Consider the following 22,321-nt stretch of genomic DNA (forward strand, 5'->3'; position numbering starts at 1 on the left):
GTCAACCACGCGACCGTCCGCGGGCGTTCGCCCGCTCGCGTGCCGGGCCTCGCCGCCCGGCGCCCGGTCCGCCAGGATCCCGGCAACCCGCGGCACCGGCGCCGCGGCCGTTCCGGAGGTCGCCCGTGGACTCGGCTCTCGCCACCGTCGCCCTGCCCGCCGCCCTGGCCGTGGTCATGTTCGGGCTCGGGCTGTCGCTCACCGTCGACGACTTCGTCCGGGTCACCCGCCGGCCGCGCGCCGCCGTCGTCGCCCTGGGGCTGCAGCTGCTGGTGCTGCCGGCGCTCTGCTTCGGACTCGTGATCGCCGTCGGCCTGGAGCCCGTGCTCGCGGTCGGCATGCTGCTGCTGGCCGCCTCCCCGGGCGGGACGACGGCGAACCTGTTCAGCCACCTCTTCCGCGGGGACGTCGCGCTCAACGTCTCCCTGACGGCGGTCAACTCGCTGCTGGCGGTGGTCACGCTGCCGCTGGTCACCAACCTCGCGGTGACCGTCTTCGACCCGCCGGACGCCGGGTCGATCGGCCTGCAGTTCGGCAAGACGGTGCAGGTCTTCGCGATCGTGCTGGTGCCGGTGGCCCTGGGCATGCTCGTGCGGCGCTCGGCCCCGGCCTCCGCCGACCGCGCGGACCGGCCGGTGCGGGTGCTCTCGGCGGTCGTGCTGGCGCTGGTGATCGTCGGGACGGTCGTCGCCGAGCGGGAGAACGTGGCCGGCTACCTGCGCGAGGTCGGCCTGGTCGCCCTCGCGTTCTGCGTGCTCAGCCTGCTGGTCGGCTTCGCCGTGCCGCGCGCGCTCGGCGTCGGCCACCGGCAGGCGGTCGCGTGCGCCTTCGAGATCGGCGTGCACAACAGCACGCTGGCCATCGCGGTCGCGATCAGCGTCCTCGGGAGCGTGGAGCTCGCCGTCCCGGCGGCGGTCTACGGCGTCCTGATGTTCCCCGTGGCCGCACTCGCCGGCTGGGCCGTCACCCGGTCGTCCCGGTCGCGGGAGCCGGAGGGCAGGGAGCCGGAGGGCAGGGAGTCGGAGGGCAGGGAGTCGGAGGGCAGGGAGCCGGAGGGCGTGGCGTCCTGACCCGCCCACCGGCGCCACAGCGCCGGGACCACCTCGGCGCCCGCGGTGCCGGCCGCCGCCCAGCCGAGGACGACCAGCCACGCGAGCGGGTCCAGCGGGGTGCAGCCGAAGAACCGGCTCAGCCCCGGGGTCTGCACGACGACGGCCAGGGCGGCCAGCGACCCGGCCGCGGTGGCCAGCACCAGCGGGCTGCGCCGCCCGGCCCAGGCGGTCTGCCCGAGCTGCGTGGTGATGAGGGCCGCCAGGCCCATGGTGCCGGCCCGGCGGGGCAGGCCGGTGACGCGGCCGGTGGCCCAGGCGCCGGTCGCGCCGGCGGCGGTGGCGACGCCGCGGACGGCGACGAGCCGGCGCACCGACTCGGGAAAGCCGCGGTACGGGCCGGCGAGCAGCACCGGCGCGAGCGGGTGACCGGCCAGCGGCCCGTCGTCCCCCGCCGGGGCGGCCGCCCCCGGCCGGCCGACGGCGACGGCCAGCGCCGGGAACATGTCGGTGAGCAGGTTGACCAGCAGCAGCTGCCGCGTGCCCAGCGGCGCGCGGCCGCCCAGCGCCGTCCCGAGGACGGTGAAGGCGACCTCGCCGGCGTTGCCCCCGACGAGGATGGCGACGGCGTCCCGGACGCGGGACCACAGCGCGCGGCCCTCGGCCACGGCGTCGACCAGCCGGGTCAGGTCGAGGTCGGTGATCACCAGGTCCGCCGCGCTGCGGGCGGCCGGCGACTCCGCCCCGGCCACGCCCACCCCGACGTCGGCCAGCCGGATCGCGGCGGCGTCGTTGACGCCGTCGCCGGTCATGGCCAGCGTGGCCCCGGTGCGGCGCAGCGCCTGCACCAGCAGCACCTTGTGCTCGGGGGTCAGCCGGGCGAACACCGCCGCCTCCCGCACCAGACGGGCCCGCTCGGCGTCCGACGCCCGCGCCAGCCGGGCGCCGGTCACCACCCGGTCGGCGTCGGGGACGCCGGCCTCCGCGGCGATGGCGGCAGCGGTCTCGGGGTGGTCACCGGTGGCCACCAGCACCCGGACGCCGGCCGCGCCGAGCTGCTCGACCGCCGCGGCCGAGGACGCGCGCACCGTGTCGGCCAGCCCCACCAGGCCGCGCAGGGTCAGCCCGGTCGCGGCCGCCTCGAGGTCCTCCGGCCGCCCCTCCAGCTCCCGGTCGGCCACGGCCAGCACGCGCAGGCCCTCGCAGGCCAGCTCCCGCACCCGGCCGGCGGCGTCGCCCGCGTCGGTGCACAGCCGCAGCACGACCTCCGGCGCGCCCTTGACCACCAGCCGGCCCGCGCGGAGGGCCGCCGAGAAGCCGCGCCCGGTCGCGAACGGGACCGAGGCATCGGGCTCCTCCGCGCAGGCCACCCCGCGGTCGCCGGCGGCGGCCGCGACGGCGCGATCGGTCTCGTGCGCGTCGGTGTCACCGGCGCCCACCCCGGCCGCCGCGAGGCGGAGCAGGCCGTCCTCGTCGTCGCCGCCGTCCCCGAGGGGCACCAGCCGGACCACCTGCAGCCGGTTCTCCGTCAGCGTGCCGGTCTTGTCGAAGCAGACGGTGTCCACCCGGCCCAGCGCCTCGAGGACGCGGGCGCTGCGCACCACCGCCCCGCGCCCCGACAGCCGCCGGGCCGCGGCCTGCTGGGCGACGGTGGCCACCAGCGGCAGCCCCTCGGGCACGGCCGCGACCGCGACGGCGACACCGGCGCTGACCGCCTCGCGCAGCGGCCGCCGCCACGCCACCCCCAGCGCGGTCACGGCACCGCCGCCGGCCAGCGTCAGCGGCAGGACCGAGCGGGTGAGCTCGGCCAGGCGGGCCTGGACGCCGGCGGGGGGCGCGCCCCGCCCGGCCGCCCGGGCCGCCCGCCCGGCCTGGGTGGCCGACCCGACGGCGACGACGACGGCGCGTCCGCTGCCGGCGACCACGGTCGTCCCGTCGAAGAGCATGCAGCGACGGTCGGCGACCTCGGCGCCCGGCGTCGCGGGCACGGACTTGGCCACCGCGAGCGACTCGCCGGTGAGGCTCGACTCGTCCACCTCGAGGTCCTCGACGGCGAGCAGCCGCGCGTCGGCGGTGACCACGTCGCCGGATCCCACGAGGACCACGTCGCCCACGCGCAGGGCGCCGGCCGGGACCTCCTCGGAGCCGCCGTCGGTCTCCCGGCGCACGCACGCGTCCTGCTCGAGCAGCAGCGACTCCAGGGCCGTCTCCGCGCGCATCCGCTGGGCCGCGCCGAGCAGCGCGTTGCCCACGGTGACGCCGCCGACCAGGAACGCGTCGGCGGTCTCGCCGAGCACGGCGGTGGCGCCGGCGCCGGCGCCGAGGACCGGGGTGAGCGGGTCGGCGAGCTCGGCGGCGACGGTGCGCGCGAACCGGACCGGCACCCGGACGGCGGCCACGCCGGTCCCCCGCCGCCACGCCCGCGTCAGCAGGTCGGGCGCGGCGTCGTCGGCCCGGGGCAGCGCGGCCAGCCGGCGCAGGACGTCGTCGGGGTCGAGCGCGTGCCACGGCGTGTGGACCGACGGCGGCGGCGCGGGCCGGCGCGCGGCGCGGACCGCCGTCCAGGTGCCGTCGACGATCGTCCAGACCGTCGCCGTCTTGCCCGGGGTGGTCGCCCGCCGCTGCCCCGCGCGGGCCGAACCGACGGCGGCGAGCAGGGCGCCCAGGACGTTGCCGGTCAGCGCGGTGTGCACCGACCGGCGGGCGAGCGCGTGCGCGTCGGTCACGGCCCGGACCACCCGGCAGGCGTCGTCCAGGCCCGGCCCGGTCACCAGGTCGGCGGCCCAGGCGGGCGCGCGGCCCGGCCGCACGGGGGCCACCGCGACGTCGGCGGCCAGCAGCGCGGCGGTCTCCGCGGCGGAGACCAGCAGCACCCCGCGCCCCTCGGCCTGCTGCCGGCGGACGACGTCGGCCGGGGACTCGTCCGCGGGCGGGACCTCCTCGGCGATGCCGGCGATCTCCCGGGTGCCGGCGTGCGGGGTGAGGACGAGGCGCGCGCCGGTGCCGACGGCGGTGGTCAGCAGCGCCTCGGCGTGCGGGTCGAGCTCCGGGGCGACCAGGACGGTGCCCACGCGGCGGCGTCCGGCGTAGAGCGTCCGCAGCGACGCCCCGGGCGCGTCCGGGGCCTCCCGCGAGTCGCCGAGCCGGGTCCCGCGGGCACCACCGCGGGCACCACCGCCGTCCCCGTCCCCGCCGCCGCCGTCCCCGCCCTCGGCGCCCAGCAGCCGCGCCGCGTCCGTCCACACGGCGGCGTCGTCCCACCCGTCGGCCTCGGCGGTCGCCTCGAGGACGACCGGCGGGCCGGTGCACAGGGTGGCGCCGTCGACGACCACGCAGTCCACCCGGTCGAGGCGCCGGTAGGCGGTGCCGTCCAGGGGCAGCACGCCCGAGCGGCACATCAGCAGGTCCAGCGTGGCGGCGAAGGACTCCCGGCCCTGCAGCGCCGCCTTCGGCGAGAGCGCCTTGACCAGGTCGGCGGCGCGGCCCGGCCGGCCGGTGAGGGCGAGGACGGCCAGCACCGCGGCCGTCGTCGTCGGGCCCAGGCGGCCCTGGTAGCGGCCGATCCTGCCGGGCGGCAGCGGAACGGGTCGCTCCCCCGCACCGGCGGCCGGGCGGACGTCCTCGGGCTCGGTGCCGTCCGGCTCGGGCCGGCACAGCTCCTCCTCGCGCCGCTGCCACGCCTGGCGGCGCGCCCGCACCTCGAGCACCTGCTGCAGGGAGGCGACCGCGTTGAGCGCGGGGACCGTCGGGCTCTTCGTCGCCGAGTGCAGGACCGCCGAGAGCCCCTCGAGGGCCAGGCGGGTGCCGAACCGGCCGACCCGCCGGGCCAGCAGCCCGGTGAGCCAGTCCTGGGTGTCGAGGAGGTTGACCGTCAGCGTGGCGTGCCGGGAGAGGGCGGGGAGGGGCAGCGCCCGGGCGGTGAGGGCGGCGGCGACGCCGAGCGCGTCCACGGCGAGGGCAGCCGCCGCGGCCACCAGGGGCTCGAGGTCGGCGGGGTGGTCGCCGGACTCGGGGAGGGCCCCGCGCCGGTCCCTCGCGCCCTGCACCGCGCCGACGGTGGTGACGACGTCGTCCACGCGCACCCGCCGCTCGTCGACGGCGACCAGCGCCCGGCCGAGGAGGTCGTTGACCGTCGCCCACTGCACGCCGTCGAGCCCCTCGAGCCGGCGGCGCAGGGCCCGGCCCGCGTCGGGCGGCGCACCGGGCGCGGGCGGGGGGACCTCCACCTGGACGAGGCCGGAGTCGGCCCACACCCGCGGCGTGTGCCGGTCGCCCTCGGGCTCGAACATGCCGGCGGCGACGCGCGCGAGCTCCCGGAGCCGGCCGGTGGGCAGCGGGTCCGCCCCCGTCAGCAGCGTGCCGGCGGCGCGGATCCCGGAGACGGCGGTCTGCGCGAGGTCGACCGGCCGGCCGCTCACCCGGGAGGTCAGGTCCTCCGCCGTCCGCACCGCGGCCCGGGACGAGGCGCCGAGCAGGCCGGCGGTGACGACGGCCGGTGCGACGGCGACCTGCACCCCCGTGCCCGCCAGCCGGGCCGCGCCGGACAGTGCGCGCCGGACGGTGGGGGCCCGGCGGAGCACCCTCACCCGGCGCTCACCGGCCCGCGGGCCGTCCGCTCTCCGCTCATCGTCCGCCCCCTGCGACAGAGACCCCGAGCGTGCGCCGGGACGCGACCGTCCGCAATGCAGGGACCGACCGTGCGGGTCCCCGGCGCCGGGCTCAGGGGCGGTGCCTCCCGGCGAGGGGCACCGGGGCCCGCCGGATGCCGGCGGCGCCGGTGAGGACGACGGCGACCGCGACCGCGACGAACGCCCAGGCCACCGGCCGGTCCCAGGCCACCGTGCCGCGGTGCCAGACCACGGTGACGAGCACGAGGACGCCGAAGACGGTGTAGGCGACCGCCGCGGTGCGCAGCCGCTCGAGGTCGCCGGCCAGTGCCGCCAGCGCCGTCGCGACGCCGAAGGCGACCAGCCAGGCGCCCACCACGCGGGCGGTGAGCGGGGTCAGCGTCCAGGGCCACAGCGTCTCCGCCGTCGTCGGGGCCACCGAGATCGCCGCGCCCACGCCGAGCAGCACGACCGACTCGACCGCGAGCGCCGCCCGGAGCAGCACCGGCACCGGACGGCGGCGCGGTGGGTCGGTGCCCGGCGCGCGCTCCTGCAGCGCGAGGAGGACGAGCATCGCCAGCGGGATGACGATGTAGACGCCGGTCCAGAACCAGGCGGCGGCGCGGGCGAGCAGCGGCGCGGTGGCGAACTCGGCCTGGAAGTGGAAGCGGTCGACGTGCACCAGCGTGGCCACCAGCGTCAGCAGCGTGAACACCAGGATGGTGAGCACCGGCACGCGGCTGTTGGCCCACACCGGGTCGCGCAGCGACAGGACGACCAGCGTGCACCCCGCGGCGTAGCCGGCGCCCAGGAACGCCGCGGTCAGCGGCGGCTGGATCGTCCAGGCGAACACCTGGTCGGTGCGGCCCGGCTGCAGCAGCAGCGCGCCGACGGCGAGGGCGGTGAGGACGCTGAAGGCCAGCAGCAGCACCCGCATCCCGGGGAGCAGCTCGCGCGGCCGGTCGGTCGAGGGGCGCACGGCCGTGGAGACAGGGTCCACCGGAGACCTCCGACGTCGGTACCGCCCCCGTGCGCGCCCATCGAAGCACCGCCGGGCAGCCGTGTCACCGGACTTCCGGCCCGATCCCGCCGCCCGCCGCAGTGGTGGAGCACACGGGGCCGTTTCCCTCCCGTTCACGGCGGCTTCGCCGTCCTGCAACGGGCCGCGGGGAGCGTGGGACGCGGCCGAGACGACGACGTCCCCGAGAGACCGACCCCCCTGGAGACGCCATGACTCCCACCGCCCGACCCACCGCGCGCACCACCCGCACCCGCTCGTGGCTGCGCCGCCTCGACGCCTACACGCTCGAGGTCTTCAACCCGGGCGCGCCCTACCGCCCGCGCCCCGACCGGGGCTGACCCGCCGCGCGCCCGCCCCTCACGGGCGGGCGCGCAGGCCCTCGAACGTGGTGGCGACCAGCGCGTCGGCCAGCGCGTCGGCGGACAGGGCACCGCCGGGCCGGAACCACTCCGTCAGCGAGTTGACCGTGCCGAACAGCAGCCGGCTGGTGACGGCGGGGTCGACGTCGGGACGGACGTCGCCCTCCTCCTCGGCCGAGCGCACGAGGTCGGTGACGATCCGGTCGAAGTCCCGCCGCCGGGCCAGGGCCGCCTCCTCCACCGCGGAGTTGCCGCGCACCCGCAGCAGCAGGGTGACGAACGGCAGCTCGGCGGCCAGCACGCGGACCGAGCCGCGCACGACGTGCTCGAGCCGGTCGATCGCGCGGCCGCTGACCGCTCCCGGCTCCTCGGTGACGGCGAACAGCGCGTCCAGCGCGCGGTCCAGCGCCAGCCGCAGCAGCTCGACCTTGCTCGGCACGTGGTGGTAGATCGCCGACTTGGTGACCCCCAGCCGCGCGGCGAGCTCCTCCATGCTGGTCGCGTCGTAGCCGCGCTCGTTGAACACCGCGACGGCGACGCCGAGCAGCGTGTCCAGCGAGTGCCCGGGTCGGCCCCGGCGGACCCTCGTCTCCGTCACGCGCGGTCGCGGTTGTCGGTCATGCGCTGCAGCTTGCCCATCGACCGCGGCAGCGTCTCCGGGTCGACGACGAGCACCTCGACGCTGGACCCGACCGTGTCCTTGACCCCCTGCACGACCTCGGCGGCCGCAGCCGGACGCCGCTCGGTCGGGCAGTCCGGGCGCGCCTCCACCCGCACCACCAGGTGGTCCATCCGCCCGCGCGTGACCAGCTCCAGCGCGAAGTGCGGGGACAACCCCGGGGTGCGCAGCACGACCTCCTCGATCTGCGTGGGGAACAGGTTGACCCCGCGCAGGATGATCATGTCGTCGGTGCGGCCGGTGACCTTCTGCATGCGCCGCATGCCGGGGCGCGCGGTGCCGGGCAGCAGCCGGGTGAGGTCGCGGGTGCGGTACCGGACGACCGGCATGGCCTGCTTGGTCAGGGAGGTGAACACCAGCTCGCCCTCCTCACCGTCGGGCAGGACCTCGCCGGTGATCGGGTCGATGACCTCCGGGTAGAAGTGGTCCTCCCAGACGTGCAGGCCGTCCTTGGTCTCCACGCACTCCTGCGCGACGCCGGGGCCCATCACCTCCGACAGGCCGTAGATGTCGACGGCGTGGATGCCGGCCCGCTCCTCCATCTCGCGGCGCATCTGCTCGGTCCACGGCTCGGCACCGAAGATCCCGATCTCCAGGCTGGACTCCCGCGGGTCGAGCCCCTGCTTCTCGAACTCGTCGAGCACGGTGAGCATGTAGCTCGGCGTCACCATGACCACCCGGGGCCGGAAGTCGGTGATCAGCTGCACCTGGCGCGGCGTCATGCCGCCGGAGACCGGGACGACGGTGCAGCCCAGCGCCTCGGCGCCGTAGTGCGCGCCCAGGCCGCCGGTGAACAGGCCGTAGCCGTAGGCGTTGTGCAGGGTGTCCCCCGGCCGCCCGCCGGCGGCGCGGATCGACCGCGCCATGACCGCGGCCCAGGTGGCGATGTCGCGCTCGGTGTACCCGACGACGGTGGGCCGGCCGGTGGTGCCGCTCGAGGCGTGCACCCTGCGGACCTGCTCCTTCGGGACGGCGAACATGCCGAACGGGTAGTTCTCGCGCAGGTCGGCCTTGCTCGTCGTCGGGAACCGCGCGAGGTCGGCGAGCTCCCGGCAGTCCTCGGGGTGCACCCCGGCGGCGTCGAAGGCCCGCCGGTAGTGCGGGACGTTGTCGTAGGCGTGCCGCAGCGACCACCGCAGCCGCTCGAGCTGCTGGGCGCGCAGCTCGTGGACCGACAGGCGCTCCGCCGGGTCGAGCGTCGCGGGGTCGGGCGCCTCGCCGAGCCGCCGGTGTTCCGTGGTCGTCATCCGTGCCGTCCTCGTCGCTCGGCGGTGGGATCGCCGGCCGGCGCTTGTGCGCGCTGCCGACGTGGGAGACACTATTCCTGACCGGACGGTCAGTAAACAGCCTGAGGAGACGCGATGTCCGCGCCCACCCTGGACCGGCCCGCCGCCGGCAGCCCCGACGAGGCCGCGCTCCAGCGGCAGTTCGAGGCCACGATCGCCGCCGACCACCGCATCGAGCCGCGCGACTGGATGCCCGAGGGCTACCGCCGGACGCTGGTGCGCCAGATCGCGCAGCACGCCCACTCGGAGATCATCGGGATGCAGCCCGAGGGCGACTGGCTGCTCGCGGCCCCGAGCCTGCGGCGCAAGGCGGTGCTGCTGGCCAAGGTGCAGGACGAGGCCGGGCACGGCATGTACCTCTACTCGGCCGCGGAGACACTCGGCGCCGACCGGGCCGACCTCACCGACAAGCTCATCGAGCGCAGGCAGAAGTACAGCTCGATCTTCAACTACCCGACGCTCACCTACGCCGACGTCGGCGTCATCGGCTGGCTGGTCGACGGCGCGGCGATCTGCAACCAGGTGCCGCTGTGCCGCTCCTCCTACGGGCCCTACGCCCGGGCGATGATCCGCGTCTGCAAGGAGGAGTCCTTCCACCAGCGGCAGGGCTACGAGCTGCTGATGACGATGATGCGCGGCACGCCCGAGCAGCGGGCGATGGTGCAGGACGCCGTCGACCGGTGGTGGTGGCCCTCGCTGATGATGTTCGGCCCGCCCGACGACGACAGCCCCAACACCGCGCAGTCGATGGCCTGGGGCATCAAGCGGCACACCAACGACGAGCTGCGGCAGCGCTTCGTGGACATGACCGTGCCGCAGGCGCAGGTCCTCGGCGTCACGCTGCCCGACCCCGACCTCGCCCTGGACGAGTCGACCGGCCGCTGGCGGTTCGGCGCCATCGACTGGTCGGAGCTGCAGCGGGTGATCAGCGGGGACGGCCCGTGCAACGACGAGCGGATCGCCCGCCGGCGCGCCGCCCGCGACGACAACGCCTGGGTCACCGAGGCGGCCACCGCCTACGCGGAGAAGCACCGTGTCCACTGACCTGACCGCCGAGGGCGGGCACGGCGCCGTCCCCACCGGGCCGGAGGTGCCGACGGCGCCCTCGCCGTCGGTGAGCCGGCGGGACTGGCCGCTCTACGAGGTGTTCGTGCGCGGCAAGCGCGGCCTCAACCACGTGCACGTGGGGTCGCTGCACGCGCCCGACGACGAGATGGCCGTGCACGCCGCCCGCGACCTCTACACCCGGCGCAACGAGGGCGTGAGCATCTGGGTGGTGAAGGCCGCCGACATCACCGCGTCGAGCCCCGACGAGAAGGACCCGATGTTCGCCCCGAGCGGCGACAAGGTCTACCGCCACCCGACGTTCTACGAGATCCCGGAGAACGTCCCCCACATGTGAGGGCAGGTCATGCACGAGGAGACCGTCTACGACGCGTTGACCAACGCGCACGACGACGCCGGGCACTGGGCGTTCGGCACCGGGTTCGACGACCCGCTGGCCGGCGTCGACACGACCGTGCCCGACGGCGTCGACCCGGCCGACCTGGGCGCCTACTGCCTGATGCTGGGCGACGACGCCCTGGTCCTCGCCCAGCGGCTGACGCAGTGGATCACCGCCGCGCCGGAGCTGGAGGAGGAGGTCGCGATCGGCAACACCGGCCTGGACCTGCTCGGCCAGGCGCGGCTGCTGCTGGCCCGCGCGGGGTCCGTCGGCGTGCTCGGCCGGTCCCGGTCGCTGGCGACGGCGAGCATCCCCGACGAGGACGCGCTGGCCTACTTCCGCGACGCCGACGAGTTCCGCTGCACCGGCCTGGTGGCGGCGGAGAACGGCGACTTCGGGCAGACGATGGTCCGGCTGCTCGTGGCCTCGACCGTGCGGCTGGCGGTGTTCGCCCGGCTACGGGGGTCGCGCGACCCGGTGCTCGCCGCGATCGCCGCCAAGGGCGTGCACGAGCTGGCCTACCACCGCGACCACGCCGCCCGCTGGGTGCTGCGCCTCGGCGACGGCACCGCGGAGTCGCACCGCCGCGCGCAGGCCGGCGTCGACGCGGTGTGGCCGCACCTGGCCGACCTGTTCACCGCCACCGACGTCGAGGCGCGGCTGGCCGCCGCCGGGGTCGCCGTCGACCCGGCCGACGTCCGCGGCGAGGTGCGCGACGTGCTCACGACCGTGCTGCAGCGGGCGACGCTGCGGGTCCCCGGCTGGCCGGCCGACGTCGCCCCGCGCGGCCGGGCCGGCGTGCACGGACCGGAGCTGACCGACCTGCTGGCCCCCCTGCAGGGCCTGGCCCGCCAGCACCCGGCGGCCACCTGGTGACGGCAGAGATGGCCATTTCTGCCGACCCCCGGGCGGTCGCCGAGACGGTGACCGACCCCGAGCTGCCGGCGCTCACGCTCGCCGACCTCGGCGTGCTGCGCGACGTCCGCGTGCACGAGGACACCGTCGTCGTCGACATCACCCCGACCTACAGCGGCTGCCCGGCGATGGGCGTCATGCGCGCCGACCTGCTGCACGCCCTGCACACGGCCGGCTTCGACGACGTCGAGGTGCGCACCGTGCTCTCCCCCGCCTGGTCGACCGACTGGATCAGCGAGGAGGGCCGCCGCAAGCTCGCCGCGGCCGGCATCGCCCCGCCGGGGAGGGCGCCCGTCCGCGCCGACGGGCCGATCCCGCTGCAGCTCGGCCCCACCCGGCGGACGGCGGCCTGCCCGCTGTGCGGCTCCCCCGACACCGAGGAGCTCAGCGAGTTCGGCGCGACGGCGTGCAAGGCGCTGCGCCGCTGCCGGAGCTGCCGGGAGCCGTTCGAGCACGTGAAGGAGATCTGATGACCAGCGCGCCCCCGCGCCGCCGGCCGCGATTCCACCCGCTGCGGGTGGCCAGCGTCGAGCGGCTCACCGACGACGCGGTCGCGGTCACCTTCGACGTCCCGCCCGAGCTCGCCGAGGACTACGCGTTCCGGCCGGGGCAGGCGCTCACCCTGCGCCGGGTCGACGGCGACCGCGACGAGCGCCGCTCCTACTCGATCTGCGCGCCGGTGGGCGCCCCGCCGCGGGTCGGCGTCCGCGAGGTGCCCGGCGGCTTCTTCTCCCGCTACCTCGTGCAGGAGGTGCGACCCGGCGACGAGATCGAGGTGTTGCCGCCCTCGGGCACCTTCACCGCCGACCTGTCGCAGCCGGCCGACCACGTCTTCGTCGTCGCCGGGTCCGGGATCACGCCCGCGCTGTCGCTGGCGGCCAGCGTGCTGCGCGACGGCGAGTCGACCGTCACCGTCTTCTACGGCAACCGGCGCACCAACACGGTGATGTTCGCCGACGAACTGGCCGACCTGAAGGACCGCCACGGCACCCGGCTGCAGCTGGTGCACGTCCTCTCCCGCGAGCCGCGCGACACCGAGCTGACCAGCGGCCGGCTCGACGGCGACCGGCTGCGCACGCTGGTGGAGGCCTTCACCGACGCCGCGCACGTCGACCACTGGTGGCTGTGCGGGCCGCACGGGATGGTCACCGACGCCCGCGCGCTGCTCGGCGAGCTCCGCGTCCCGCCCGAGCGGGTGCACCAGGAGCTGTTCTACGTCGACGACGTCCCACCGGAGCCGGTGCGCGGCGACGAGGAGACCGTCGAGGGCCCCAGCAGCCAGGTGACCGTGGTCCTCGACGGCCGCTCGACCACGCTGGCGCTGCCCCGCGACGTGCCCGTCCTCGACTCCGCCCAGCGGGTGCGCTCGGACCTGCCCTTCGCCTGCAAGGGCGGCGTCTGCGGCACCTGCCGGGCGCGGGTCACCGACGGCGAGGTGGAGATGCGCCGCAACTACGCGCTGGAGGAGAAGGAGGTGCAGGCCGGCTACGTGCTGACCTGCCAGACCCTCCCGCTGACGGACGCGGTCACCGTGGACTTCGACGCCTGAACTACTCCTCGCCGCGGCGCACCAGGTGCACCGCCGCCTCCTCGGCCGACGCCGCACCGCCGTCGATGCCGAGGTCCTCGGCCAGCAGCTCGTCCTCGTCGTCGATCACGCCGTCCTCGCCGGGGTCGGCCAGCCGGCCGGCGCGGGCGTCGCCGACCTCGTCGTCGAGCAGCTCGCCGTCCCCGCCGGACAGGTCGCCGAGGCCGTCCCCGTCGTCCTCCGGCCGGTCGGGCAGCTCCCGGCGCAGCCGGCCGTCGAGGCTCTCGCCGGCGGCCTCCTCGCGCTCGGTGGTGCCCCAGTCCTCGACGCCCCACGGCCGCTCGGGCGGCGACCAGCCGGTGTCGAGGTCGCGCGGGCGCCGCGGGTCCTCGAGGGTGTCCTCGGCCTCCAGCAGGCCGGTGGCCTCCTCGGGGTCGGTGCCGTCGGTGCCGTACGGGTCGCGGTCCACGGGGGCCTCCTCCGGTGCCCGGCGACGGCCGGGAGCCCACCCTGGCACGCGCCGGGCTCCCGGCGGGAGGGGTGTGACGGAGCGAGCAGTCCCTCCTGCCCCACGGCGGACCCGCGCGGCCGGACACTGGGAGCAGCCGATCACCCAGGAGGCCCCCGTGGACACCACGATGACCGCGCTGCACGAGCACTACGCCCGGCGGGTGGACGCCGCCGTCGCCGAGGACCGGATGGACCTCGTGCAGGAGCTCTACGAGCAGTACTTCGAGGAGGCGCTGCGCCGCCTGCTGGAGACCAGCGCCGCCTGAGGCTCAGCCCGCGTCGGCCCAGGAGCGCACGACCGCGACGTCGAGCGGGAAGTCGATCGGGAACGCGCCGAACAGCAGCCGCCCCGCGGCGGCCGCCGCGGCCCGGACCTCCGTGACGACGTCGTCGGCCAGCTCCGCCGGGGTGTGCACGACCACCTCGTCGTGGAGGAAGAACGCCAGGTGCGGGCGGTCCTCGAGCCGCCCCTCCCCCAGCCGCTCCGCACCCAGCCGCCACAGCCGGTTGCGCAGGTCGGCCAGCCAGCACAGCGCCCACTCCGCCCCCGTCCCCTGGACGACGAAGTTGCGGGTGAACCGGCCCCACGCGCGGCGGGCGCGGTCGGAGTCCCGGCCGCCGGGCTCGGGCGCCTCGCCGAGGTCGGCGTCGCGCTCCGCCCACGCCGCGCCGGGCACCGGGGAGCCGCGGCCGAGCAGCGTGGACACCACCGCGCCGCGCTCGCCCGCCCGCGCCGCCTCCTCCACCAGCCCGATCGCCCGCGGGTAGCGGCGGGCCAGCCGCGGCACCATCCGCCCGCTCTCGCCGCGGGTGCCGCCGTAGAGCGCGCCGAGCACGCCCACCTTGGCCTCGGCGCGGGTGGCCACGACCCCGGCGTCGACCATGCCGGCGTAGAGGTCGGCCGAGCGGGCGGCGACGGCCAGCGCGGTGTCGGCGCTCATCCCGGCGAGCACGCGCGGCTCGAGCTGGGCGACGTCGGCCACGACCAGACACCAGCCGTCGTCGGCCACGGCGGCCGGGCGCACCTGGACCGGCACCGACAGCGCTCCCCCGCCCGAGGACGCCCAGCGCCCGGTGACCACGCCGCCGGGCAGGTAGACCGGCCGGAACCGCCCGCCGCGCGCCCAGGTGTCCAGCCAGCTCCAGCCGTTGGCGGCGAGCAGCCGGGCCAGCCGCTTGTACTCCAGCAGCGGCGCGACCACGGGGTGCTCGAACCGCTCGAGCGTCCACGAGCGGGTGTCCTCGACCGGCAGCCCGGCGGTCTGCAGCGCGCGCAGCAGCACCGCCGGCGAGTCGGGGTTGAGGTCGGGGGTGCCGAGCGCGGCGCGGACCTCGCCGGCCAGCGCCTCGAGCACCGGCGGCCGCAGCCCCGCCGCCGGTCGCGGGCCCATCAGCCCGGTGAGCAGCCGGTCGTGGACGTCGGCCCGCCACGGCAGCCCGGCGTGCGTCATCTCCGCCGCGGCCAGCGCGCCGGAGGACTCCGCGGCCAGCAGCAGGCCGAGCCGGGCCCGCTGCGGGGAGGCGGCGAGGACGGCCTGCTGGCGGCGGTCCTCGGCGACCGGGTCGAGCGCGTCGGCGGGGTCGGCGAGGTCGAACAGCGCCGGGTCCCCCGCGGTCACCGGCTCCAGCGCCGCCCAGCCCGGGTCCCCGGCCGGACCGGGACCGGCGTACGGCGAGCGGCGCAGCACCGCCGCGGACAGCCGCAGGTCGGTGCAGCGCTCCACGCGGACGCCGGCGGCCAGCAGCGCCAGGTACCAGCGGGTGGTGTCGTCCCACACCCAGCGGACGCCGGCGCGCTCCCGCACCAGCGCGGGGAGCCCGTCGGCCGGGACCTCGGCCACCGTGCCGTCGGCCTCGTGCACCGCGACGGCGTCGCCGCGGCGGCGCAGCACGACCCGGTCCACGTCCCGGAGTCTCCCCGACGCCGGGGACGGGACGAGATGCGTCCGTGCCGATACCGGAACGTCTGCGGTCGCCGGTCCGGGCGCACGGTGGCACGGTCGGAGGCGGGCGACCGCGCGGGTCGTGCCCGCCGGCCGTCCTCGATCCCCGAGGAGGACTGCCATGCTGTCTGACCGATCCCGACCGGTGGTCGAGGCGACGCTGCCGGTGGTCGCGGACCACGTGCAGGAGATCGCCCGCCGCTTCTACGGGCACCTGTTCACCGCACACCCGGAGCTGTTCGACGGCGTCTTCAACCGCGGCAACCAGGCCACCGGCGAGCAGCAGGTGGCGCTGGCGGGCTCGGTGGCGGTGTTCGCGAGCACGCTGGTGAAGAGCCCGGAGCAGCTCCCCGAGCAACTGCTGTCCCGGATCGCGCACAAGCACGCCTCGCTCGGCATCGCCCCGGCCCAGTACGACGTCGTCCACGAGCACCTCTTCCGGGCCATCGCCGACGTCCTCGGCGACGCGGTCACGCCCGAGGTCGCCGCGGCGTGGGACGAGGTCTACTGGCTGATGGCCTACGCCCTGATCCACCAGGAGCGCGGCCTCTACAGCGCCCGCGGCGTCCGCCCGGAGACGGTGTGGCGGGAGTGGGAGGTCGCCGAGAAGGTCGAGGAGACCGCCGACGTCGTCACCTTCCGGGTGCGCCGGGTCGACGACCGGCTGGTCAAGACGTCGCTGCCCGGCCAGTACGTGACCGTGCAGGTGCCGCTGCCCGACGGCGTCCGCCAGCCCCGGCAGTACAGCCTGACCCGCGCCGACGACGGCCAGCACCGGCAGTTCTCCGTCAAGCGGGTCCACGGCGGGGACGAGCCGGACGGCGAGGTGTCCACCCACCTCTGCGACCGGGTGCGGGTCGGCGACCGGCTGACGATGTCCCTGCCCTTCGGCGACGTCGTCCTCGACGACTCCGGCCGGCCGGTCGTCTTCGCCAGCGCCGGCATCGGGATCACCCCGATGGCCGGGATGCTCTCCCACCTGGCCGCCGCCGGCTCCTCGCTGCCCATCACGCTGCTGCACGCCGACGTCGACGAGGACTCCTTCGCCCTGCGCCGGCAGGTGCTCGACGACGTCCGTTCGCTGCCGAACGCCTCCGTGCACGTCTGGTACGAGCGCGGCGCGCAGAGCGCGCTGCCCGTCGACGGCGTCTCCTCCGGGACGATGGACCTCGACGAGGTGGACCTGCCCGACGGCGCCGCCTACTACCTGTGCGGACCGCTGCCGTTCATGCGCGCCGTGCGCAGCGCCCTCGTCGACCGCGGCGTCGCCCCTCGCGACATCCAGTACGAGGTGTTCGGCCCCGACCTGTGGCAGGGCGACCTCGCCTCCGAACCCTCCCCCGGTGCGCGGGCGGAGCCGGCGGGCGCGGTCCGGTAGCCCGGGGACACTGGCCGGGTGACCGCGACCCGATCGGCCGCCACCCGTCGCGGCGTCGTCCGCCTCCTGAACACCGCGGCCGGGCGGGCGCTGGTGCTGGCAGGAGAGGTCGACGCCGCGGCGGTGGAGGCGTTCTGGCGCTGCTACGGGCGCGAGCCGGTGCGGGTCGACCGGGTCGACGCCGGCTCGGTCACCGCGCTGTCGCCGTCGGGCCGCGAGCTGCTCGCCGACACCCTCGAGGCCGCCGAGCTGGCCGGCCGCCCGGTGGCGCTGCGTCCCTCGCCGGTGGTCCGCGCCGCGCTCGGCGGCTAGCCCCGGCCGGGCGCCGCGCCCTCGAGGATGCGGTGCGGGTCGGTGGCCGCCGCCAGGGCCGCGAGCCGGTCCCGCACGCCGGGCGCGGGGGTGCGCGCCAGCACGTCCGGCGCCGTCCCCCAGCCGTGCGCGACGGCGCGGCCGCCGAGGTCGCGGCCGAGCGCGGCGGCCAGCTCCTCGGCGCAGGCGCGCGTGGCCGCGCGGTCCTCGGCGCCGGCGCCGCCGACCACCCGCACCGCCAGCCGCGCGTCGCGGTGGCAGACCGCGCTCGGCTGCTGCGGCACCCACCCCAGCGCGCCGCCGAGCAGCCGCACCTCCACCGTCCGCGGCCGGCTGCCGCCCGCCGCGCGGAGCAGGGCGGCGGTCGCGCCGCCGGCGAGCCGGTCGAGCAGCAGCGAGGACTCCACGCCGACGGGGAGCGTCGGCGCGGCCAGGCCGGCGGGCCCGCGCGGGGCGAGGTCGGTCCGGGCCGGCGGCGCGGCGGCGCGCAGCCGGTCGAGCAGCGGGTCGGCCTCGTCGGCCTCGCCGGACCAGGCGAAGCGCACGGTCACCCCGCCCGGGCCCTCCTGCGGCCGGGTGAGCAGCAGGGAGGTGCCCGCCTGCGGGGGCAGGCCGGCCGACCAGGTGCGCCAGGCCTCGGCCACCACCGGGGCGTCGGCCTCGGCCCAGGACAGCTCCCCGCCGTACCGGGGCCCGGCGGCCAGCAGGTCGAGCTCGACGGCGGTGACCACGCCGAGGGCCGCGCCGCCGCCGCGCACGCCCCAGTACAGGTCGGCCTCGTCGGCCGGCGTGACCCGGCGCAGGACGCCGTCGCCGGTGACGAGCTCCACCGCCCGCACCCGGTCTCCGGCCAGGCCGTAGGTCCGCGCCAGCGGCCCGACGCCGCCGCCGGTGACGGTGTCGGCGACCCGCTCGGCGGCGGAGGCGCCGGTGATCGGCGTGAGCCCGTGCGGCGCGGCGGCGTCGGCCAGCGTCCGCCAGCGCACGCCCGCGCCGACCCGCGCCCAGCCCGCGGGCGACACCGTCACCCCGTCCAGACCGCCGGGGTCCACGACCAGGCGCCGCGCGGCGCCGTCGTCGAGCCGGCCGGGCCCGCGGACGGTCACGGGGACGCCGTGCCGGCCGGCCAGCCGCAGCGCGGCGACCACGTCGGCGACCTCCGCGACCCGCAGCACCGACCCCGCCGACAGCGCGGCCGACGGCGAGAGCCGGGCGGCCAGCGCGGCGGTGAGGTCGGGCGGGAGGACCGCCGGAGCCGGGTCGGCGAGGACGTCCGGCAGCGGCGGCGGAGGAACGGGCAGGGTGGTCACGAGGCGTCTCCAGGTGCGGTGGTCGGTGCACCCGGAGGGTGTCGCGGCGTCCTTGGTGCGTCCTTGGCGACCGCTTGGGCAGCAGGTCACGCGCGCGGCGCGCAGGTCACCGGCAGGTCACGGTGGAGCCGCTCCAGCGCCACGGAGGGGTTCCGCATCCTAGGCTGCCCCGCGATGACCGGCACCTCGTACCGCGTGCTCGGACCCGTGGAGGTCTGGCGCGACGGGCAGCTCCTCGCTCCGCAGTCCCCCCGCCACCGCGCGGTCCTCGCCGCGCTGCTGGTCGACCCCGGGCGCACCGTCCCCGTCGACCTGCTCGTCGACCGCGTGTGGAGCGGCCAGCCGCCCACCGCGGTCTCGGCCACGCTGCAGTCGATCGTGTCCCGGCTGCGCCGGGAACTCGAGCCCGACGTCAGCGGCGGCCGCTGGACACTGCTGGTCACCCGCGAGCCCGGCTACCGCCTCGAGGTGGCGCCGGAGGACGTCGACGCCGTCCGCTTCGTGCAGCTGCTGCGCGCCGCGCGCGACCTCGCCGCGCGGGGCGACGCCGAGGGGGCCCGGGCCGCGGTCGCCGAGGGCCTGGCGCTGTGGCGGGGCCCGGCCTACGCCGACGTCGCGGCCACCTTCGCCGCCGAGGAGTCCGAGCGGCTCGAGCAGCTGCGGCTGGCCGCCCGCGAGCTCGCCGCCGAGCTGGACCTGCGGCTGGGCCGGCACGCCGAGATCGTCGACGACGTCCGCGAGCTGCTGCGCGCCGAGCCGCTGCGCGAGGGGCTGCGCGCCTCGCTGATGCTGGCGCTGTACCGCTGCGGGCGGCAGGCCGAGGCGCTCGAGGTCTACGACGAGGGCCGCCGGATGCTCGCCGACGGGCTGGGCGTCGACCCCGGCCGGGCCCTGCAGTCGCTGTACGAGCAGATCCTCCGGCAGGACCCGGCGCTGGCCGGCCCGGCCGCCGCGCCCGCCCCGCCGGCACCCGAGCCCGCACCGGCTGCCCCCGCGCCGCCCGCCGTGCGCGCGTTCGGGCCGCTGCCGGTGCCGCTGACCGCCTTCGTCGGGCGCACCGCCGAGCTCGCCCGGCTGGGCGCGGCCCTGTCCGCGCAGCGCCTGGTCACCCTGGTCGGGCCGGGCGGGAGCGGCAAGACGCGGCTGGCGCTGGAGGCCGCGCGGCGGCGTCCGGCCGACGCGCCGCCCGCGGCCCTCGTGGAGCTGGCCGGCGTCGAGGACCCCGAGCTGGTGGCCGCGCAGGTGGCCACCGTCCTCGGCGTGACGCTCGCCGGCGGCGACCCCCTGGGCGCCGTCGCCACCGCCCTGCAGGACCGGCCGCTGCTCCTGGTGCTGGACAACTGCGAGCACGTCGTCGACGCCGCCGCCGCGGTCTGCGCCGCGCTGCTGCCCCGCTGCCCCGAGCTGCGGGTGCTCGCCACCTCGCGCGAGCCGCTCGGCCTGCCCGGCGAGGCGGTGCTGCCCTGCGGCCCGATGCCGGCCGGCGCGCCCGGCAGCGACGCCGAGACGCTGTTCCTCGACCGCGCCCGGCTGGCCGCGCCGCACCTGGCCGACCCGTCGGAGGAGGACCTGCGGCACGTGCGCGAGCTGGTCGCGGCCCTCGACGGGCTGCCGCTGGCCGTCGAGCTGGCCGCCGCCTGCCTGACCACGCTGCCGCTGGCCGAGGTGGCCGGGCGGGTCGACGACCGGTTCGCGCTGCTGTCGGGCGGCTGGCGCACCGCGGTGCCGCACCAGCGCACGCTCGCGGCCACCGTGCAGTGGAGCGTCGACCTGCTCTCCCCCGCCGAGGTCGCCGTCTTCCGCGCCGTGGCGGTTCTCCCGGGCACCTTCGGCCCCGACCTGGTCGAGGCGGTGGCCGGACCGGAGGTCGACGGCGGCGCGCTGGAGCTGCTGCGGGTGCTGGTGGCCAAGTCGCTGGTCGAGCTCGACCACGGCACCCGCCGCTACCGGATGCTCGAGACGCTGCGGCAGTACGCCGAGCAGGGGCTCGACGAGGCCGGGTCGCGGCGGCTGCGCGACCGGCTGACCGGGTTCGCCGTCGAGCTCACCGAGCGCCTCGAGCCGACGCTGCGCAGCCCGCTGTGGACCGAGAGCGCCCAGCGGCTCGACGCCGAGCAGCCGGCGCTGCGGGCCGCGCTCGGGCACGCGCTGGCCACCGGGCAGGGCGAGGCCGCGCTGCGGATCGGCGGCGCGCTGGGCTGGTACTGGTACCGCCGCGGCCACGTGCAGGAGGGCCGCCGCTGGCTGGCCGCCGCCCTGGACGCCACGCCCGGCGCGCCCGCCGGGATCCGCAGCGGCGCGCTGCTGGCCGACGCGCTGCTGTCCTACCTGTCCGGCGACGTGCCCTCGCTGTGGGCGCGGACCAGCGAGATCGCCGAGACCGCCGCCGACGCCGACCCGGTGCTGCCCCTCGCCCTCGTCCTGCGCGGCTTCGTGCGGGCCCTGCTGGGCCAGCCCGACCCCGACGGCGAGGTCGGCCGCGACATCGCCCGCGGCCTGGAGCTGGCGCAGGCCTCGGGCATCGAGTGGGTGCAGGTCGAGATCGCCATGACGCTCGGCCAGTTCTCGCGGGCCGCCGGCGACACCGACGGCGCGCTGGAGCACCTCGGCCGCGCCGAGCAGCTCGCGCTGCGGCTGGGCCACTCCTGGGCGCACTCCTCGGTGTTGTGGATCCGGGCGAAGGCGCTCACCGACGTCGGGCGGGCGCCCGAGGCGCTCGCCGACCTGTGGGCGATGGTCGAGCTGACCCACCGCGAGGGCGACGCCACCGGCACCCTCGCCGGGCTGCTGGCCGCCGTCGGCGCCACGGCCGCCGCGGGGCGGCCGCGGACCGCGGCGGTGCTGCTCGGCGCGGTGCAGGCCAACGCCCGGCAGGTCGGCTACGACCCGCTGCGGATGGACCCGATGGACGGGCAGCGCTACGTCACGGCCACCCGCGAGGCGCTCGAGGAGGTCGAGTACGACACCGCCCTGGCCGAGGGCGCCGCGCTGGACCGGGGCGAGGCCGTGGCGATGGTCGGCCGGCTGGCCGCGGAGACCCGCGCGACCGAGGCCGCGCGCTAGTCCGGCTCCCGGAGCCCGGCGTAGAGCCGGGCGAGGTCGGGCACCTGGAAGTGCGCGTTCAGCCCGCTCGGGTTGGGCAGCACCCAGGTGTCCGCGCCGCCGATCCGGGCGGGCTGGCGTCCCCAGCCCGCCCGGGCGGAGCCGACGGCGAGCCGCCACGCGGTCAGACCCAGCACCGCGACCACCCGCGGCCGGTGCGCCTCCACCAGCCGGCCGAGCGCCGCCGCGCCCTCGCGCAGTTCGTCGGCGATGAGCTCGGCCGCCGTCCGGGTGGGCCGGTCGACGAGGTTGGTCACCCCGAGGCCGTACCGCAGCAGCTCGCGGTCCTCCTCCGGCGCGAGCCGGCGCGGGGTGAGCCCGGCCAGGTGCAGCGCGGGCCAGAACCGGTTGCCCGGCCGCGCGAAGTGGTGGCCGCGCGCCGCCGACAGCAGCGACGGGTTGATGCCGCAGAACAGGACGTCGAGGCCGGGGGCGACGACGTCGGGCAGCGGCTTGCTCACGCGGGGTGGTGCACCACGTTGACGACGGTGCCGTCGGGTGCCCGGACGAAGAACCGGCGCACGCCCCAGGACTCGGTGGTCAGCGGGTGCACGATCTCGTAGCCGGCCGCCTGCGCCTCGGCGTACGCGGCGTCGACGTCGTCGGTCATCACCGAGATCGCCGGCGACTCGGGGGCCGTGGCGTCGCGGGTGACCAGCTGCAGGTGCGCGCCGGTCTCCGGCGAGGTGTAGCGGGCCACCCAGCCCAGGTCGAACTCCTCGGTGCTCAGGCCGAGGAAGCCGGTGTAGAAGCCCTTCGCCGAGGCGAGGTCGGCCACCGGGAGGTCGGCGATGATCCGGGTGACGCGCACGCGGTCCTCCTGCCGGAAGGTGTCGGCGGAGATCGTCGCCCCCGGCCGCGGGAGCTGTCCACGCGGC

General features: G+C 77.4%; 19 protein-coding genes and 1 pseudogene. 11 read left to right on the forward strand and 9 right to left on the reverse strand.

Going from position 1 to position 22,321, the window contains the following annotated elements; translation table 11 throughout:
* Window positions 1-170: 170 nt before the first annotated feature.
* Window positions 171-863, forward strand: a pseudogene (locus FN207_RS27130) (bile acid:sodium symporter family protein); the annotation flags it as partial.
* Between the two features lie 53 nt (window positions 864-916).
* On the opposite strand, the gene FN207_RS21845 reads toward FN207_RS27130, so the two are convergent.
* Complete coding sequence (locus FN207_RS21845; RefSeq protein ID WP_185938489.1) at window positions 917-5,635, reverse strand: cation-translocating P-type ATPase; 4,719 nt, start codon at window positions 5,633-5,635, stop codon at window positions 917-919.
* 133 nt (window positions 5,636-5,768) lie between these two features.
* Window positions 5,769-6,656 (reverse strand): hypothetical protein, encoded by an 888-nt coding sequence (locus FN207_RS26505; RefSeq protein ID WP_185938490.1) that lies wholly within the window; start codon window positions 6,654-6,656, stop codon window positions 5,769-5,771.
* Window positions 6,657-6,886: 230 nt separating this feature from the next.
* Between FN207_RS26505 and FN207_RS27385 the strand changes: the two genes are divergently transcribed.
* Entirely contained in the window at window positions 6,887-7,015 is a 129-nt protein-coding gene (locus FN207_RS27385) for a hypothetical protein (protein WP_281282157.1), read from the forward strand.
* A 19-nt stretch (window positions 7,016-7,034) separates the two neighbouring features.
* Here the strand turns inward: FN207_RS27385 and FN207_RS21855 are convergent, their stop codons facing one another.
* Complete coding sequence (locus FN207_RS21855; RefSeq protein WP_142460564.1) at window positions 7,035-7,634, reverse strand: TetR/AcrR family transcriptional regulator; 600 nt, start codon at window positions 7,632-7,634, stop codon at window positions 7,035-7,037.
* Window positions 7,631-8,962 carry a phenylacetate--CoA ligase PaaK gene (gene paaK / locus FN207_RS21860; protein ID WP_142460565.1) on the reverse strand — a complete coding sequence of 444 codons (1,332 nt, stop codon included), beginning with the start codon at window positions 8,960-8,962 and terminating at the stop codon, window positions 7,631-7,633. The genes FN207_RS21855 and paaK overlap by 4 nt, the downstream gene beginning before the upstream one ends.
* 114 nt (window positions 8,963-9,076) lie before the next feature.
* Here paaK and paaA point away from each other — a divergent pair, with 114 nt between their 5' ends.
* The 5 genes from paaA to paaE are packed head-to-tail and all read left to right on the forward strand — an operon-like array spanning window position 9,077 to window position 12,909.
* Window positions 9,077-10,045 (forward strand): 1,2-phenylacetyl-CoA epoxidase subunit PaaA, encoded by a 969-nt coding sequence (paaA, locus tag FN207_RS21865; protein WP_142460566.1) that lies wholly within the window; start codon window positions 9,077-9,079, stop codon window positions 10,043-10,045.
* Window positions 10,035-10,403, forward strand: coding sequence for a 1,2-phenylacetyl-CoA epoxidase subunit PaaB (paaB, locus tag FN207_RS21870; RefSeq protein WP_342778778.1), 369 nt, complete (start codon window positions 10,035-10,037; stop codon window positions 10,401-10,403). Before paaA ends, paaB begins: the two co-directional genes overlap by 11 nt.
* Before the next feature lie 9 nt (window positions 10,404-10,412).
* Window positions 10,413-11,321 (forward strand): 1,2-phenylacetyl-CoA epoxidase subunit PaaC, encoded by a 909-nt coding sequence (gene paaC, locus FN207_RS21875; protein ID WP_142460567.1) that lies wholly within the window; start codon window positions 10,413-10,415, stop codon window positions 11,319-11,321.
* Window positions 11,322-11,329: 8 nt separating this feature from the next.
* Entirely contained in the window at window positions 11,330-11,830 is a 501-nt protein-coding gene (gene paaD, locus FN207_RS21880) for a 1,2-phenylacetyl-CoA epoxidase subunit PaaD (RefSeq protein ID WP_142460568.1), read from the forward strand.
* Window positions 11,830-12,909 (forward strand): 1,2-phenylacetyl-CoA epoxidase subunit PaaE, encoded by a 1,080-nt coding sequence (gene paaE, locus FN207_RS21885; protein ID WP_142460569.1) that lies wholly within the window; start codon window positions 11,830-11,832, stop codon window positions 12,907-12,909. The genes paaD and paaE overlap by 1 nt, the downstream gene beginning before the upstream one ends.
* Before the next feature lies 1 nt (window position 12,910).
* Here the strand turns inward: paaE and FN207_RS21890 are convergent, their stop codons facing one another.
* Window positions 12,911-13,357 carry a DUF5709 domain-containing protein gene (locus FN207_RS21890; RefSeq protein WP_142460570.1) on the reverse strand — a complete coding sequence of 149 codons (447 nt, stop codon included), beginning with the start codon at window positions 13,355-13,357 and terminating at the stop codon, window positions 12,911-12,913.
* A gap of 157 nt (window positions 13,358-13,514) precedes the next feature.
* Here FN207_RS21890 and FN207_RS26510 point away from each other — a divergent pair, with 157 nt between their 5' ends.
* On the forward strand, window positions 13,515-13,664 hold the full coding sequence (locus FN207_RS26510) for a hypothetical protein (protein ID WP_185938491.1): 150 nt from the start codon (window positions 13,515-13,517) through the stop codon (window positions 13,662-13,664).
* 3 nt (window positions 13,665-13,667) lie between these two features.
* Here FN207_RS26510 and FN207_RS21895 read toward each other — a convergent pair whose 3' ends face one another.
* On the reverse strand, window positions 13,668-15,302 hold the full coding sequence (locus FN207_RS21895) for a bifunctional 3'-5' exonuclease/DNA polymerase (protein WP_221888347.1): 1,635 nt from the start codon (window positions 15,300-15,302) through the stop codon (window positions 13,668-13,670).
* A gap of 160 nt (window positions 15,303-15,462) precedes the next feature.
* On the opposite strand from FN207_RS21895, the gene FN207_RS21900 reads away from it, so the two are divergent.
* Both FN207_RS21900 and FN207_RS21905 read left to right on the forward strand, forming a co-directional pair.
* Window positions 15,463-16,719, forward strand: a complete 1,257-nt coding sequence (locus FN207_RS21900) for a globin domain-containing protein (protein WP_142460572.1) — start codon at window positions 15,463-15,465, stop codon at window positions 16,717-16,719.
* Between the two features lie 18 nt (window positions 16,720-16,737).
* Window positions 16,738-17,031, forward strand: coding sequence for a hypothetical protein (locus FN207_RS21905; protein ID WP_142460573.1), 294 nt, complete (start codon window positions 16,738-16,740; stop codon window positions 17,029-17,031).
* Here FN207_RS21905 and FN207_RS21910 read toward each other — a convergent pair.
* Window positions 17,028-18,341 carry an FAD-binding oxidoreductase gene (locus FN207_RS21910; RefSeq protein WP_142460574.1) on the reverse strand — a complete coding sequence of 438 codons (1,314 nt, stop codon included), beginning with the start codon at window positions 18,339-18,341 and terminating at the stop codon, window positions 17,028-17,030. The genes FN207_RS21905 and FN207_RS21910 overlap by 4 nt on opposite strands.
* A 174-nt stretch (window positions 18,342-18,515) precedes the next feature.
* Here FN207_RS21910 and FN207_RS21915 point away from each other — a divergent pair, with 174 nt between their 5' ends.
* Window positions 18,516-21,404 (forward strand): AfsR/SARP family transcriptional regulator, encoded by a 2,889-nt coding sequence (locus FN207_RS21915; RefSeq protein WP_142460575.1) that lies wholly within the window; start codon window positions 18,516-18,518, stop codon window positions 21,402-21,404.
* Here FN207_RS21915 and mug read toward each other — a convergent pair.
* Entirely contained in the window at window positions 21,401-21,904 is a 504-nt protein-coding gene (gene mug, locus FN207_RS21920) for a G/U mismatch-specific DNA glycosylase (protein WP_185938492.1), read from the reverse strand. The two genes, FN207_RS21915 and mug, sit on opposite strands and share 4 nt — an antisense overlap.
* A complete protein-coding gene (locus FN207_RS21925; protein ID WP_142460577.1) occupies window positions 21,901-22,254 on the reverse strand; it encodes a VOC family protein in 354 nt (117 codons plus the stop codon). The genes mug and FN207_RS21925 overlap by 4 nt, the downstream gene beginning before the upstream one ends.
* Window positions 22,255-22,321 lie beyond the last annotated feature (67 nt).

It is taken from the genome of Geodermatophilus aquaeductus, from assembly GCF_900182545.1.
Taxonomy (GTDB): Bacteria; Actinomycetota; Actinomycetes; order Mycobacteriales; family Geodermatophilaceae; genus Geodermatophilus; species Geodermatophilus aquaeductus.

Bases quoted from the DNA above. Each gene is read 5' to 3' on its own strand.
- paaD (WP_142460568.1), top strand. From the start codon at position 11,330: ATGGCCATTTCTGCCGACCCCCGGGCGGTCGCCGAGACGGTGACCGAC.
- paaC (WP_142460567.1), top strand. From the start codon at position 10,413: ATGCACGAGGAGACCGTCTACGACGCGTTGACCAACGCGCACGACGAC.
- FN207_RS27385 (WP_281282157.1), top strand. From the start codon at position 6,887: ATGACTCCCACCGCCCGACCCACCGCGCGCACCACCCGCACCCGCTCG.
- paaE (WP_142460569.1), top strand. From the start codon at position 11,830: ATGACCAGCGCGCCCCCGCGCCGCCGGCCGCGATTCCACCCGCTGCGG.
- paaA (WP_142460566.1), top strand. From the start codon at position 9,077: ATGTCCGCGCCCACCCTGGACCGGCCCGCCGCCGGCAGCCCCGACGAG.
- FN207_RS21915 (WP_142460575.1), top strand. From the start codon at position 18,516: ATGACCGGCACCTCGTACCGCGTGCTCGGACCCGTGGAGGTCTGGCGC.
- paaK (WP_142460565.1), bottom strand. From the start codon at position 8,962: ATGACGACCACGGAACACCGGCGGCTCGGCGAGGCGCCCGACCCCGCG.
- FN207_RS21900 (WP_142460572.1), top strand. From the start codon at position 15,463: ATGCTGTCTGACCGATCCCGACCGGTGGTCGAGGCGACGCTGCCGGTG.